Source organism: Litoreibacter sp. GN1-5 (assembly GCF_055693805.1).
The window spans coordinates 2,787,826-2,802,500 of sequence record NZ_JBVFUP010000001.1 but is presented as its reverse complement, the minus strand read 5'-3'; the positions used below and the strand labels follow the sequence as shown (position 1 = coordinate 2,802,500).

Here is a 14,675-nt window from a genome sequence, read left to right as displayed (position 1 = left end):
AATCGCAGCGCAAGAAGCCCCAATACAATGCCCAGATAGATCAGCGGTTCTATTTCCCAAACTTTCTGCACCATCACAAAATGGATGGCCCCAAGAAGGGCAGCAGGATAGGTCAGCTTATGCAAGGATTGCCACGCAGACGCCCCAAGGCGTTTGATCGATGCCGTATTTGACGTAATTGCCAGCGGGATCATCAGGATGAAGCTAACCATCCCAATTGTGATATAGGGCCGCTTGAGTATATCGCGCCATATCTCACCCCAGAGCAATTGCATATCTAAAAAGAGCCAGACCAGTAAATGCAGTACAACATATAAGAAGGTCAGCAGGCCCAGTGCGCGGCGGAACTTTAATAAATTGAGACCTGCATAACGTCGAAGTGGTGTGATCAAGAGTGATGCAATAAAAAGGCGAAGCGCAAATTCACCAAGTTCGTGTTCAAGCGCACGCACCGGATCGATGCCAAGCCCGCCGGTTAGCGCAAGATAAATCACAGCAATCGCCGGAACTAACCCTATAATATAAATTGGCCAAGTTGGAAGTTTTCGCAGCTTGCCGTTGATGTTGTTCGTAATGCTCATTCGCTTAGGTCTGACGTAGCCGGATAATGGCGGTCACAAGTATCCCCACAAAAATGATCAGGGCTGGGATCGTCACCGGATCAATCCAGTTTGTGTAGGCCCCAAGCCCAATCAGACCCAGAGCTCCAACCAAAACTGGCGTAAAGCAGCATATTGCCGCTATGATCGAGCCAAACAATCCGATCCGGAACCATTTATCGCGCAGCATCAGAAGTTCTTTGCAAGATTCAGACCTTCGTAAAGGCCTGAAACCTCTTCTTCATATCCATTGAACATAAGCGTTGGAACACGCCGCGCCAAAAGTCCGCCACCCACACGACGTTCGGACGCCTGCGACCAGCGTGGGTGATCAACCTCTGGATTCACATTACTATAGAAACCATATTCGCTTGGCTGCAACATGTTCCAGCTTGTTTGAGGCTGTTCATCTGTCAGCGTAATCTTCACAATCGACTTGATCGATTTGAACCCGTATTTCCAAGGCACGACCAGACGGATCGGCGCGCCATTCTGATTGGGCATAGGCTTTCCGTAAAGACCTGTCGCCATGATCGTCAGCGGATGCATCGCCTCATCAAGCCGCAAGCCTTCGCGATAGGGCCAGTCGATATAGTTGCGTTGTTGCCCCCACATCTCTTCCGGACGCACAAGCGTTTCAAAGGCTACATATTTGGCACCGTCCTGCACGCCGGCCAAATTCAGAAGATCGGCCAGCTCGAACCCGTTCCACGGAATAATCATCGACCATGCTTCGACACAGCGGAACCGGTAGATACGTTCTTCCACAGTCATCTCTTTCATGATGTCTTTGAAAGAATAGGTGCCCGGCTTGTCCACCAAGCCACCTATCTCGATTTCCCAAGGATCGGTCGTCAGCGCCTCGGCATATTCCGCAGGATCACCCTTGCCAGTGCCAAATTCGTAGAAATTGTTGTATTGCGTAATTTCTTCCCAGGCATTCGGCTTTTCATCTTCCTCAAAAGGAACTGCAGCAACCGCATTGCCAGCGATACCACCGGCCGCAACGGCCCCTGCCATGAATGCGCGGCGATTTAGAAAGACATGCTCGGGCGTTGCATCAGCCCATGTCAGATCAGGTTTAAAACGGTTTGCCATAGTGGTCCTCAGTTTTGCTTACGCCACATATGGGCCATGCGAGAGGTTTCACAAAACTAAAAGGCCCGATCTCACGAACTTGTTGAAATAGTTACCTACGGGTTTGAAGCTACCCAACAGAACGGGTTGCCCCTTGGGCCGCAGGATAAAGCTGGTCCATTGGCACTGTTTTTCCTGTGTCCTGCATGATCCGAACGTGCTCACGTCGTAGCTGTCTTGGTTCTGGCACGCCTACCGAGTGGGCGATCAGCTCGACCTCTTTGACAATATTCTTCGCATAAAGTGCGACTTTCTTGTATTTTTCTTCAGGGACCAGCCCCTTCTGAAATCGGGGGTCATGTGTCGTGATCCCGGTCGGACAGGTATTCTTATTGCACTTCATCGCCTGAATGCACCCAAGCGAGAACATGAAACCACGCGCCGATGTCACGAAATCCGCTCCAGCCGCCAATGCCCAGGCCACATCGCCGGGCACCATCAACTTGCCACTGGCAACCAACCTGATCCGCTGCTTCAGGCCATATTCACGCAACAGATTGGCAAGCTCCGGCAATGCTTCGCGGATGGACAACCCCACAAGATCCATCAATGGCAGCGGCGAGGCCCCTGTCCCGCCTTCGCCCCCGTCTATTGTAATGAAGTCAGGTGCGCTCTCTTCGCCACGCACCAGAATCAGCTCAAACAATTCTCGAAATGGTTTGTCAGATCCCATTACCGTTTTGATGCCCACCGGCTTTCCAGTGACCTCTCTCACATGGCTAATGAAATCGAGAAGCTCGTCATAATTTCCGATCTCAATATGCCTGTTCGGAGAGATCGAATCCTGCCCTTCATCAATACCTCGAATAGTGGCTATTTCAGATGTAATCTTTGCACCGGGCAGGATGCCGCCCTTGCCGGGTTTTGCTCCTTGCGCCAGTTTGATCTCGAACATTCTGACCTGATCATGCGCTGCAACTGCGCGCAGTTTGTTGTCATCAAGCCGCCCTTCGCGGTCCCGTACACCATATTTTGCTGTACCAATCTGAAATACCAGATCTGCACCACCTTGCAGATGATACGGGCTGAGACCACCTTCCCCTGTATTCATCCATATATTTGCTTCCTTCGAACCGCGGCTGAGCGCTGTCACCGCAGGGCGCGAAATTGCACCGTAACTCATCCCGGAAAGATTGAAGAACGACTGCGCCACGAACGGGTGCCGCGTACCGGGCCCGATCATCATCGGCTCACTGGCTGAAAACTGATTGTCCAACGGAGGAAATGCCGCATTCACAAAGATGGGTGTGCCCACGACAGAGATGTTGCGCGTCGACCCAAAGGCCACCGTATTATCCTTGCCGTCAGTCGCCCGCTTTACCCAATCCCTTTGTGCGCGATTGAATGGCAGTTCCTCTCGATCCATCGCAAAGAAATACTGCCGGAAGAATTCGCCTAACTCAGTAAAAATGTGCCTGAACCGCCCAATCACTGGATAATTCCGCCGGATCGCATCCTCGCGCTGAGAACGATCGATCACAAACATGATGACAATAGCCAAGGCTGCCAAACCTATGACAATAATAAAACCAACCGCCAAAGCTTCGATTGCCCACCCTGCCCAATCAAACATCCACATGGCATATCCTTTCGCTGTGGTGATACTCTGTCACAGATAATTTCCGCCGCAAGCACACAGGCGCATGCAGGTAAGTCACCGGCATATCCTTCACATGTTGTTTACTGGAAAGCTGAAAATGCGCTGGCTTAGGTGGAAGACCTCATTTGACAAGTCTCAGTTTTCGACGCTCGGCGACATCCTGCCGCCCATTTCGCCCGTAAGTCCTGTGAGACCCAAAAGAGGGCTCGTTAACTTGTGGGAGACAAACAATGATCCGTAGAATATTTTTAAGTGTAGTAGCAGCAACTTTAATAAGCGCACCTGCTTTTGCAGGCAGCGGTGCTAAAGACATCGTAGATACTGCCGCCGGTGCTGGTAGTTTCTCAACTCTTCTCGCTGCGGCCACAGCCGCTGGCCTCGTTGATACACTTAAAGGCGATGGACCATTTACGGTCTTTGCGCCAACAGACGAAGCGTTTGCCGCATTGCCTGAAGGTACGGTCGATGACCTGCTGAAACCTGAAAACAAAGAAACACTTGCTGGCATCCTGACCTACCACGTGGTTCCAGGTAAAGTGATGTCAGGTGATCTGTCCGACGGCATGACCGCTACAACTGTTCAAGGCAGCGATGTGACAATTGGCACAGAAGGTGGCGTGACAGTAAATAGCGCAAATGTTGTGTCAGCTGATGTTGAAGCATCAAATGGTGTTATTCACGTCATCGATGCAGTGATGTTGCCAGAGTAATCTTGATAGGACCAAATCGCTAAACTATTGATGTATTATCAGAAACGCTGCCAGATGATCCCGGCAGCGTTTCTTTTATATATATATAGATGACATTTTGCAGATAAGTTATTTTTGAAACAGTTAAGACAGCTCATGTTCCGTAAGCGATCTGAGCAGCGTTTGCTTGGATGTCTCAAGATGTCGACGCGCAGCATCTTCAGCTACTACGAGGTCTCGACTGCGCAAAGCTGATATATAGTTCAAATGCTCGTTTATAGCAGCCATGTTGCGTTGGTGCTCATCAGATTTGTTCCACTGGAAATGGTAGTGAAAAATCAGAGAAATAACTTTCTGAAATTCTAACGCAAACCTGTTTGACACCACACTATTTATGGCAAGGTGAAAGCTTTCATCCAACCGGGAAAAATCATGATAATCCTCATCAATGCGCGCCATCAAAGCGTGATGTTGTTTTTCAAGATCATCCAATGTCGCCCAGATCGGGTCATCATCCGGTTTCGCAATAAGATGGCGAACCGCATTCAGCTCAAGCACGGTACGGAAATCTGAAAGCTCTGTTGCGAAATCTTTGGTGAAACCCCGCAGAACCCAGCCACCTTTCTGGCGACGCTCAACAAGACCAAACCGGCTGAGACCCGCCAAAAATTCCTGCAATGTATGTGTTGCAACGGAAAATTGCTTGGATAGACGGGTTATGTTCAGCACTGTTCCTGGCGGAATGTCGAAACGTAAAACCCATTCAAGAAACTCTTCCTCAAGCTCTGCCATTGACAAAAGCTCGTCACGCAAAGGCAATTGCTCGGACGATTCCGCATATCGTAATATGGTTTTAGAGCGCCCGTCCCACTCGATAATCTGCTTTTGATTTAATGTTTTCAACGCGGCACGGATGACAGTGCGGCTTACATGTAGTTGATTTGACAGCGCAACTTCAGATGGCAGTTTCGCACCAACACCGGCAGCGTTGCAGATATCGAGAAGTTCGTTGAAAGCTACCCTGAAGCGTGCGTCTGTTCTTGCCATTCCATGCTCGTCGTATTTTCAATCCATTATAAACTGAACAGTACAGTTGTGCAAAACGTATTACAAAACTCAAAACTGTCGCAGCCTCTGACCGAACGCAAAGCTTATGAATTCTTAACTTACGTTTGCGACAAGGATTGCCGCGCTAGAGGGCGCATTTTCATCATGAGACTGTGTGGCAGGTCTTTTGAGTATTTTGCTTTGTCTGACCTGCTGACGCAGACAGCTTGGCAGGATTACATATGGACAATTTCAAGAACTTCCCGACAACTCCAACATCACCGGCCCGTGCAGCCGTCGCAGTTATCCCTGACGATACGGCCACATTGGCGCAAGTCAGCCGCGCTTTGTATGTAGGCATTTCCGGTGATCTGGCTGTGACCATGGCCGATGGTGATCAGGTCACTTTTGAGGCGGTTCCCGCGGGCAGCGTGCTGCCCATCCGCATTCAGGCCGTGCGCAGCACTGGTACGACAGCAGGCGCGCTTCTGTCGCTTACATAGATAACTACCTCAGTGGTACAAATGCGTCCGTCCGCAATTGCGTGGCGGACGTTTCCTTTTTGGTCTCAGAAATATTGCTAAGCAACTGCTTCACTGCCGTCACATAGAGATCAAGCCGTTTGTTTCCATGCGCAAGCGCCCGCTTGGTATCCGCTTTCAAAACATCACGTGTTTCATAGCCATGCATGACAGTTGCGACAACCTGCTCTGATGTCAGAGCTCTGCAATCAACAGTATGATCATAGCCAAGGGTGCCAAAAAGCCCTGCGAATTTTCGACTATACGCCATGGGAACCACCGGAACGCCGCTGGAAAATGCAGCAATACAAGCGTGCATCCGTGCCCCGGTGAAGAAATCAAGGCCAGCGATATAGGACTTTGCCTCAGACGGGTTCGTGAAATTGGGGGCTATTTTCAATGCAGGATATCTTTGCGCAAGCTGGGTGATTACAGAGGCATCATCTTCGATAGGTTGTGACGGGCTTATGACATGCGGCACCAAATGAACTTCACACCCGGATGAATGCGCCAGAAACGCTTCAATCAGACGGTGTATCATTTCCGGGTAATCAAGGCTCAACCCGAACTGATTTCGCCCGCTATACCCCCCGACATCAGTAAACCCGAAACGTTTAGGCCGACCTTGATATGTTCATTCCCATGCTTTTGCGGGGCTTCGTAAGGCAATCGCAAAGCGACGTCAGAGGCTTCTATCGCCTCCTGCCCAACACCAAGCGCCCGCACAACCTTGCCAGAGGTCGTATCCCGTGTCGCGATAATCGCCGCCCGTTTCAACGAATGTCGCGCCAATAGTCGGGTACTGGCTTTGGTAAACGGCCCGTAGGTTTGTGGCGCCATAACCAAAGGTCGTCCGGCAAGATGCGTCAGATATTTCAACGCAAACATACGATTCAGCCGCTTGGGCCCGTAAATATCTGTAAAACTGTCCCCCGCGCCAATATCAATCACCAGATCCGCCTGACGCAACCAGGCGAAAACTCTGGCCGGGTTTAGCAGGTCCTTTCCGTCAATTTCATGGACGGTGATATCTGACCCGCTGACATAAGATGCGCGCGGGTCTTTCCAGTCCAGAAGCGTGATATGGATGTCTACGCCAAGCGACTTCGCCACACCGCGCAACATTTCTACCTGAGCAACGGTCAGCGCACCAACGCCCAGGTTGTCAGATCGAGTCGAATGGAGAATGAGACATATGTTGATCATCCCTCAACCCTGTCCGCGTTCTGGTTAAGAATGTCTTTATCCGCCTGACTTTTACGGCCTGCCTTCATGATCCTGCGCATCATGCCAAAACAATTACGAATGTTGGCACTAGGATTGTTTTGCAAGCCGGCAGCAATTACATGCAAACCTTGGTAAATCGGGGCAGGTTTGCCCATCAATAAAAGCCCAAGCAGCCGCGCAGCCAATGCGCGGCGGCGGTTGACCTGACCGGGCTGCATCTTTTCCAACTGCGCCACATCAAACGGATACGTCGCAAGATGATCTGCCTTTACAGAATTTTGGATAATCCGCTCGCCCAACGCTGTTCGGCTGACAATAAGGCTAACGCCATCCTGTTCCTCGAACAGCGGATACCCTTTTGCATCAACCGCCCACGCATCCGCACAAACGATATCGGCGGCAGTTCCCGTACCATCAGCGCAGACCTTGCAGCGATGTTGGACGTGCTTTGACAGAATGCCGCCCCAACTGTCGCTATAAGATAAGGATCGCTTGCCTCCATCATGTCGTGTCGCCGTCGCCCGACCGGGCCAGCCCTGTCCTCGGTATCGGAACTCGGCGATGTCATCTTTGTCCGTATCCAAAGCCAGCAGCAGCTCATCCGTGCCTTTTGCAGACGGCACGCCTGCGCAAAAGAAAGAGATCAAAGCCGGAAAAGTCCGCGCAACCGAGCTGTCTATGTCTCGCCACTTGGCAAGAGCAGCAACATCGCATGGCTTCCCGACGAAGGCATAGCGACGACCTGTGGCGATACAATAGGGCACGCAGGATAAAGGATCAGACGGCGCATAGCGTGACCCAGCCGCCCTAAGAATATCCGCTGAGCTTTCAGAAATAGCCGCCATATTCGCGGTCGGAACATCTGGATCTGCTGTGATTTGAACAACCCCATCCACTTCGCCGGCCTCCAGCAAGTAGATCAAAATAGCAGACAACGTCCCACCCGAGGCAGCCTTATAACGCAGCCCCGCATCCTTTGCCCATCCGGTGCGCATGGTATGGTAGGGGCCCCAAAGAACGTGATCCTTACGTCCATTGGCTTTTACAGTTTGCGATAAGCCCGGACATATTTTTGCAATCTTCTGATCTTGCGTATCTGACAGTTCACAAAGCTGCGTTGGTCGCAAAAACCCCTCTGCCGTCATGTGCATCTTAACGCCGCCCAGCGCCGCGCAGGCCCCGCAGCCGGCACAAAGATCACCCTGTGCCACCTTCGCAAGACTTGGTGCTTTTTGCATATGTTTCTCACTTTTCAACCGGCGTTTAACCGGCTGTTAAGCATGCAACCGGTTAATGCCGGGTAAAGCCGCGCAACATAATGGAAAGGAAGATCACGGCATGGCCAAAAAACCCGCCTTGATACTTCTGAGCGGCAACGCTGTCAGCGCTGTACTTTTGCTGGCGCGCAACCTTCTAGCTGCGCGCTTAATCGGGATCGAGGATTACGGTATCGCAGCAAGTTTCAGCATCGTTACAGCCGCGGTAGAGCTGGGCTCAAATCTTGGTCTTCAACAGATGATTATCAGGGATCGTCGGGGCAACAGCTCACGCTTTCAGTTAGGTCTGCACGCTGTTCATCTGTTAAGAGGCATTGTCTGCGCGCTTTGTATGTTGCTGCTTGCCCGCCCGATTGCAGTATTTCTTGGCGTAGGTGAGCTGGCATGGGCCTATCAGTTACTTGCCGTTATTCCCCTTTTAGCTGGGCTGAACCATCTGGATATTTTCCGCAGGCAACGTCGACAGCACTATGCCCCCGCAATGCTGACACTAGTTATCCCTGCTCTGATCAGCCTGTTTCTGCTTTGGCCTCTGGTGCATATATTCAACGATTATCGCGCTATGTTGTTCGCGGCTTTGGCGCATAGCCTATGCGCGCTTCTTGCGTCCCATATCCTTGCGATACGACCTTACAGAGCCAAATTTAACCAAGATATTGTAAAGCGCAGCATCAGTTTCGGATGGCCGCTTGCACTGAACGGGGTCGGCCTGTTTGCCGTCTTTCATGGCGAAAAACTTATCACTGGCCACATCTTGGGCCTTGAGGCACTGGCCATTCTTGCCATGGGCTTCGCGTTGACGCTTACGCCAGCCCTTATCTTGGCCCGTAGTCTGCAATCCTACTTCTTACCAATCCTGTCACGCTGTCAAACAGACATAACCGCTTTCCAGAACCAAGCCCGGACCGTGCTTACTGTGTCGCTGCTCGTAGGGTGTACTTTCATGATTGCGATTGGCATTGCTGCCCCGCTTGCCCCTACCGCTTTGGGGTCGTCTTTTGATGCTTTAGCCCCACTCCTTCCCACGCTGGGCATTATTCACGGGCTACGTGTGATGAAAGCTGGAAGTTCGATCATTGGGCTTTCATGGGGTGCAACAGGGAACGCTCTGATCGGGAACATGCCGCGGATCCTCATGCTGATCTTTGTCTGGCAAACTGCCATCTCGGGCGCTGGATTGCTACAAATCCTGTTACTGGCCCTCTGGGCCGAAATAGCGGGCTTCATTCTAGCCTTTCTGATGCTTCTATGGCGCACGCCGATTTCACGACGCCTATCGGCAGCACCGCTTGGCTTGGCAACGGCCTGCACATTCAGCCTGATGTTCAATCAAACCCTATTAGCCTGCGCCTTTTGTACCGCCCTGTTTGCAATATGTGCAGCCAGCTTTGAAACCAGAGCTTCAGCCATAATGGCCAAATCATGACTCCATTGATCCATATCGGGTATCACAAGACCGCAACCACATGGATGCAGGACGTCCTGTTCCAGCCCGTTCACGGCTTTCAACAGCTTGCATCGCATCAGGAAGTGTTCGACCTTGTGACAAAACCTCATGGCCTGCAATTCGAACCTGCACTTATGGGTGATCTGCTCAAAGACCGCATGTCAGGCCTGAATGGTGCCATTCCCGTAGTTTCATCTGAAATCCTGTCGGGGCACCCCTTCTTTGGTGGGCGCAGCAGTGATGTATATGCCCACAGACTAAAGGCGATTGTCCCAAAGGCGCGCATTCTTATTTCGATCCGGGCCCAGACCCAGATTTTGCCCTCGGTTTACATGCAATATTTGCAGCGAGGCGGCACCTTGCACCACAAAATGTTTTTCGAAGGACAAAATGCTATCGGTTATGACAGTTTTGACCCCGATCATTTCCAGTATCACAGGCTGATAGAGCACTACAAAAATCTCTTCGACCACGTTCTTGTTATACCGCAGGAAGCAATTAGGAAAAGCGCCAACATGGTTGCACAAACTATCGCTGACTTCGCCGGAAACGAACAATTCGCAGGCCTGCCGGCCTCTGATACCAAACCCCGCTCTCCCAGTCCGCCCGAAGCAACGACGTCACTTCTGCGAAGAATAAATCACTTAAGGCGTAGTACGCTAAACCCGGCGCCTCTTATTCCTCTAGGGGCTGAACCGGGCCTGTTATATCGCAGTACTAATTATCTTGCGACGCGCCATCCGCTTCTTGCAATGATCCAAGATAAAAAACCTGTCAGCACTTATGTTACTGACAGGTTCCAAGGATACTTCACAGAAAGCAATCGCAAGCTTGCCAAACTAACGACAAACCGGCTTGATCTGTCAGATTACCCCTGAGCATCTGTGCCAAGTTTCCATGCATTAGCATTTGCTACGCTCGCAGGACCTGTCACATCTTTGTAGGGCGTTCCGTTAGGCACACCGCCATCCGCGGTCGTTGTCTTCCAAATTGACAAACGTTTTATGCTGCCCGTCACCTGATAAGCCCCGTTCAGAGCAGACAACAACAACAGCGTTCTGTTGCTTGGCAATGTGGGCGTTGCGGATGTGAAGCTTTGGTCCAGTACCAGCACATCATTGACCCAAACACGCAGATATCCGGCAACCATATCAATCGACAATGCGATATCCGCCTGCACGCCATTGGCCAGAACACCTGCTGCGGTTTCAACATTATCTACATGGACGGTGCCGCCTGTATCCCGAAGGCGCAAACGCAGCGCACCATCTGGAACAACCTCCAGTTTAACATAGTTCCCGGTTGTTCCCATAAGGAGATCAGCGCCAGATGCAGGCAGATCAGCAGCTAGAGACAGACGCACATGAAGCTGATCAACGCCTTCCCCCAATTGTTGCGGGTCAGCGAAATGAGGCCCCGTTTCCCCTACCAGAAATGCGGGCGCGTTATCTACCAGCGGGTTTACAAGCACCGTCTCAGAGGGAAGTGAGCGAACCGGAACGCCTTCGATACGAGCAGCACCAACATCAACAATCGGTAGGTTTTTGTACGAACCTGCATAGAAATCCTCTGGGAACTTGATCATACCAGACGCGCCGCCCTCCCCAAATCGGATTACATCGCTTGCGACAAAGGCCGCTTCATTTGGATAGAGACGCACCCGACCATTTACGATCTCGGCCCGCTGCGCCGGAGCACCATTAATCTGCCAACCAAATACATCTGTCCAATGCGGATAGCTATCATCCAACGCTGCTTCGCCACGCGCTATGCGAAGCGTCGTAACCGGGCCTGTGGATGACCAAATGTCGACATATGCACCGGATGGCTCCCACTCTGCTTGATCGAATTCCGGGATATCCCAATCCGTCAAACCAGAAGCTTGCAAGACCGCATGGGCTGTCAGTCGCGCCAACATTGGTGTGCCATCATCGGTGTTGCCAGATGGGTGGCTATGATCGACCCAACCCTCGGTCGCATCACTGATGCCGTTCTGATACGTCAAAGGTTCTAGGCCCAATGGTAAGAAAAGATCGCCTGCATTCGGGTTCTCAACCATTGCCCGCCAACTGCGGCGAACATTTTCCTTATTGTTAAGGTTGAACTGAGGCGCCCCGCCTGCCAGCACAGTCGCATTCTGCATATCCGCATAGATGTCAAACCTATGCGGACCATAAGCAACCCATTTCGTGTGTGCCGGGTCATAAAGCTCTCCGAACCAATGGTCAGCTTTATAGCTTGCGTTGTTGCCATATGTGATGGTCGTTGGAAACGTGACGGACGTTCCGTCCACAGTCTTACCTGTAAACAATGGAAACAGCGCATCTTCGTAAAATTCAGACAACGCACCCGGCGTTGCAAACCACGAGACTGCTGGCAGCCCCACATGCTGTCCATCTGCAGTAGCAAAGGCATGTAATGCGGCATCGTCAGCCCAATTGCGATCCGTGTTTGCATCATCTACTAATGCACGAAATCCAGTGCCTGCAACGGCTTGTAAAACAATTGCGAACTTGTCACCGGGACGCTCTTCCATGAATACATTTGCCATCGCAGCAAGCGAAGCTGTGTGCGGATCAGCGTTGGTTAGATGCTTCAGAACCGGGCCATCCTCATACCACATCACCTGAACTGCATCATCGCCAAGCAACGGTTCCGGCGTCATAGTGTTATGAACAGTTGAGCGAATGCGAACAATTTCAGACTGCCCCCAAAGAGCAATCACATGCCCAACACCAAATCGGTTAGACGTCAACGATCTTACGACAGGTTCCGACTTAATCCGGACTTCGACCCGCAACCATTCAGGCCTACGCGCAACAATTGCTACCCCTGCCCATGTACCGTCAGTTGCAACTGTTGCAATGTCGCTCCACTCGGTTGCGGCACTGCCTTCGGGAAGCAAACGCATCTGCACCACTTCATCCGCTGTACCAGTGCCTGACAAAGGCACCTGAGTAACCGAATTTCCAAAAGCAGCACCGCTGTCGAAAAGGGTTTTGTCACGAGAAAAATCATCAATCGAAAGCATCGTTGTCGGGACAACAGCTTCCCCTGCCTGCGAGGGACCAGCAGTTAGCCCAAGACCAAACATCAACATAAATATCACCTCCATCAAGCCCGTGCGCGGCTTGGGGTGAGGCAAGCGGGCGCGAGACAGTCTATCCAAACATTGCTTCAACAACACAATTGGGCTGCTGAGCTGGAGGAGGGAACTAACATAGGAACTGATCATGTTGCGCATAGCCACATGTCTACGCGCGCGCAGTTAACGAGCCATAAACCTTCAGGCCAGGCCTGCTTCTGCAAGTCTGCTTTCAGTCAGGTCAGCATTTTGAAACCGGCCATATTCCTCTACTTTGATACCCGTTCTGATGACCCGCGCAGGATTACCAGCCACAACACACCCAGACGGAACATCTTTTGTCACAACTGACCCTGCACCAATCACAGACCCTTCCCCGATCGTAACACCAGGTAATACAATGCTGCGCCCCCCGATAAAACATCGCTGGCCTACATATGTGTGCAGGTAAAGACCGCGGGTTCTGTCATGGGTCATAATGGCTGCGCCAAAAGCAACGTAACTGTGTGCGCCTATATGAACCCCAACAGGAAAGGTTCGGTCAAACCGCGTAGACAAAGAGAATTCCGCCGTTTCATGAATATCCATCCCCATGCAGCGCGTATAGAAGACACGAACAGCGTTGATCACAATCAATCTCAGCCAACGCAGGCGGTTTAGACCTCTTTTTTTGGCTTTCTTATAGTCTTGTGGCGATGCGGGCGTGCTATAATAACTCAAATTCAATCGACTTTCTCTGATAGGTTTATCAAGCTGTTTACCCTTAAGGGCCACAGTGCAAGGTGCAGATATTCTGAGGGGAAAATGATCAAATACATTCCAATATGCGCTGTCATTTCGTTTCTCTTCATTTCCACTTATGCGCATGCAGAAACAAATCTGGATTCTGCTACAAGACAGGTCGGAAACTGCTCAACCAAGTATCAGCAACTTGATGAAAAATTTATTAATCATGCCACATATGCCACCCCCAAAACGCATCTGGTTTCAAACACTGATCAGCTTGTCGCTACACTCAAAGCTGCCGCGAATACTGACCTGATCCTACTCACACCGGGCAGCTATGATCCGATTATTCTCAGAGGGTTTCGTAAATCTGTGACGCTCAGATCCTTCAACCCCCATGATCCGGCATATCTGCACGGGTTGAGATTGCAGGACACAGCCAATCTAACGTTCGACAGTTTAGTTTTTAACTACAGCTTTGTGCGTGGAAATTCGCCGACCCATGCACGTCCCTTCCGGGTTGAGAGAAGCAAAAACATTACATTCAAAAACTCAGAATTTCTGGGCGATACTGCCAAGACAGGCACACCCCACGATATTGACTACCCCACAGGGCAGGGCTTGTTTATTTATGACAGCAATAGGGTCGCTTTGATTTGCAACCACATACATCGCTGGCACCGTGGCGCTGTGTTTTCCCATAGTTCTGGCATAAAAGTAATCGGAAATGAGCTGCATACAATCCGATCTGATGGCCTGAATTTCTCTGCTGTCCAAGATGTATTGATCGAAGATAACTTCATTCATGATTTCGAACGATCACCAGATGCCGGTGATCATGCCGACATGATTCAGTTCTGGACCCGCAACACGAAAACCGCCAGCCAAAAAGTCATAATTCGCAACAACCGTCTTGTCGCGGGTGCAGGCGGGTTCACCCAATCTATTTTCATGCGGAATGAAAAGCTTGATCAAAACCGAAACGCGACAGAGTTTCTTTATAAAGATATCATCATTGAGAGTAACATCATAAAGAACGCCCATACCCACGGCATTACCATCGGTCAGGCAAACGGCGTTTTAGTGAACAAAAATGTCTTGCAAAGGCATGGTATCGCAGCAGACCCATCACATAGTCAGGGACAGTCTACACCAAAAATCCGCGTCCATCCGGATGCGACAGATGTGCGTATCACTCATAATCAAACCACTCAGTTACCCAGCACGCGTAACCCTGACTGGGTTATCCATGGTAACACACGTCCAAAGCCAAGCTTTTGACAGGAGAAGAGGCCTCTTTACAATTTACTAACAGTTGCA

Annotated in this window: 15 protein-coding genes (1 of these 15 running past the window's edge); 5 read left to right on the top strand and 10 right to left on the bottom strand. The window is 50.9% G+C overall.

Features of this window, described 5'->3' with window-relative positions:
* The 4 genes from msrQ to ACZ1HF_RS13965 form a co-directional block, all read right to left on the bottom strand.
* A protein-coding gene (gene msrQ, locus ACZ1HF_RS13980; protein WP_472658088.1) for a protein-methionine-sulfoxide reductase heme-binding subunit MsrQ crosses the window boundary here: on the bottom strand, positions 1-581 show its 5' portion. 40 nt of this gene lie to the left of the window's left edge; 581 of the gene's 621 nt are visible here — the first part of the coding sequence; its start codon is at positions 579-581; its stop codon lies off the left edge, out of view.
* A 4-nt stretch (positions 582-585) separates the two neighbouring features.
* Entirely contained in the window at positions 586-789 is a 204-nt protein-coding gene (gene merF / locus ACZ1HF_RS13975; protein ID WP_472658087.1) for a mercury resistance system transport protein MerF, read from the bottom strand.
* Complete coding sequence (msrP, locus tag ACZ1HF_RS13970; RefSeq protein ID WP_472658086.1) at positions 789-1,697, bottom strand: protein-methionine-sulfoxide reductase catalytic subunit MsrP; 909 nt, start codon at positions 1,695-1,697, stop codon at positions 789-791. Before msrP ends, merF begins: the two co-directional genes overlap by 1 nt.
* A gap of 109 nt (positions 1,698-1,806) precedes the next feature.
* Positions 1,807-3,315 (bottom strand): FMN-binding glutamate synthase family protein, encoded by a 1,509-nt coding sequence (locus tag ACZ1HF_RS13965; RefSeq protein WP_472658085.1) that lies wholly within the window; start codon positions 3,313-3,315, stop codon positions 1,807-1,809.
* 251 nt (positions 3,316-3,566) lie between these two features.
* Here ACZ1HF_RS13965 and ACZ1HF_RS13960 point away from each other — a divergent pair, with 251 nt between their 5' ends.
* Positions 3,567-4,046, top strand: a complete 480-nt coding sequence (locus tag ACZ1HF_RS13960; protein WP_472658084.1) for a fasciclin domain-containing protein — start codon at positions 3,567-3,569, stop codon at positions 4,044-4,046.
* Between the two features lie 123 nt (positions 4,047-4,169).
* Here the strand turns inward: ACZ1HF_RS13960 and ACZ1HF_RS13955 are convergent, their stop codons facing one another.
* Positions 4,170-5,072, bottom strand: a complete 903-nt coding sequence (locus ACZ1HF_RS13955; protein WP_472658083.1) for a GntR family transcriptional regulator — start codon at positions 5,070-5,072, stop codon at positions 4,170-4,172.
* 242 nt (positions 5,073-5,314) lie between these two features.
* Between ACZ1HF_RS13955 and ACZ1HF_RS13950 the strand changes: the two genes are divergently transcribed.
* Positions 5,315-5,575 (top strand): spike base protein, RCAP_Rcc01079 family, encoded by a 261-nt coding sequence (locus tag ACZ1HF_RS13950; protein ID WP_472658082.1) that lies wholly within the window; start codon positions 5,315-5,317, stop codon positions 5,573-5,575.
* Positions 5,576-5,579: 4 nt separating this feature from the next.
* Here the strand turns inward: ACZ1HF_RS13950 and ACZ1HF_RS13945 are convergent, their stop codons facing one another.
* The 3 genes from ACZ1HF_RS13945 to ACZ1HF_RS13935 are packed head-to-tail and all read right to left on the bottom strand — an operon-like array spanning position 5,580 to position 8,058.
* Entirely contained in the window at positions 5,580-6,134 is a 555-nt protein-coding gene (locus ACZ1HF_RS13945) for a polysaccharide pyruvyl transferase family protein (RefSeq protein WP_472658081.1), read from the bottom strand.
* A gap of 17 nt (positions 6,135-6,151) precedes the next feature.
* Positions 6,152-6,799 carry a polysaccharide pyruvyl transferase family protein gene (locus tag ACZ1HF_RS13940; protein WP_472658080.1) on the bottom strand — a complete coding sequence of 216 codons (648 nt, stop codon included), beginning with the start codon at positions 6,797-6,799 and terminating at the stop codon, positions 6,152-6,154.
* A complete protein-coding gene (locus ACZ1HF_RS13935; protein WP_472658079.1) occupies positions 6,796-8,058 on the bottom strand; it encodes a Coenzyme F420 hydrogenase/dehydrogenase, beta subunit C-terminal domain in 1,263 nt (420 codons plus the stop codon). The genes ACZ1HF_RS13940 and ACZ1HF_RS13935 overlap by 4 nt, the downstream gene beginning before the upstream one ends.
* 100 nt (positions 8,059-8,158) lie before the next feature.
* Between ACZ1HF_RS13935 and ACZ1HF_RS13930 the strand changes: the two genes are divergently transcribed.
* Positions 8,159-9,523, top strand: coding sequence for an oligosaccharide flippase family protein (locus ACZ1HF_RS13930; protein WP_472658078.1), 1,365 nt, complete (start codon positions 8,159-8,161; stop codon positions 9,521-9,523).
* Positions 9,520-10,422: a hypothetical protein gene (locus ACZ1HF_RS13925; RefSeq protein WP_472658077.1), complete on the top strand. Its 903-nt coding sequence runs from the start codon at positions 9,520-9,522 to the stop codon at positions 10,420-10,422. Before ACZ1HF_RS13930 ends, ACZ1HF_RS13925 begins: the two co-directional genes overlap by 4 nt.
* Here ACZ1HF_RS13925 and ACZ1HF_RS13920 read toward each other — a convergent pair.
* Positions 10,413-12,644 (bottom strand): hypothetical protein, encoded by a 2,232-nt coding sequence (locus ACZ1HF_RS13920; RefSeq protein WP_472658076.1) that lies wholly within the window; start codon positions 12,642-12,644, stop codon positions 10,413-10,415. The genes ACZ1HF_RS13925 and ACZ1HF_RS13920 overlap by 10 nt on opposite strands.
* Positions 12,645-12,830: 186 nt before the next feature.
* Entirely contained in the window at positions 12,831-13,259 is a 429-nt protein-coding gene (locus tag ACZ1HF_RS13915; RefSeq protein ID WP_472658075.1) for a DapH/DapD/GlmU-related protein, read from the bottom strand.
* 174 nt (positions 13,260-13,433) lie between these two features.
* On the opposite strand from ACZ1HF_RS13915, the gene ACZ1HF_RS13910 reads away from it, so the two are divergent.
* Positions 13,434-14,636 carry a right-handed parallel beta-helix repeat-containing protein gene (locus ACZ1HF_RS13910; RefSeq protein WP_472658074.1) on the top strand — a complete coding sequence of 401 codons (1,203 nt, stop codon included), beginning with the start codon at positions 13,434-13,436 and terminating at the stop codon, positions 14,634-14,636.
* The last annotated feature ends 39 nt before the right edge of the window (positions 14,637-14,675 follow it).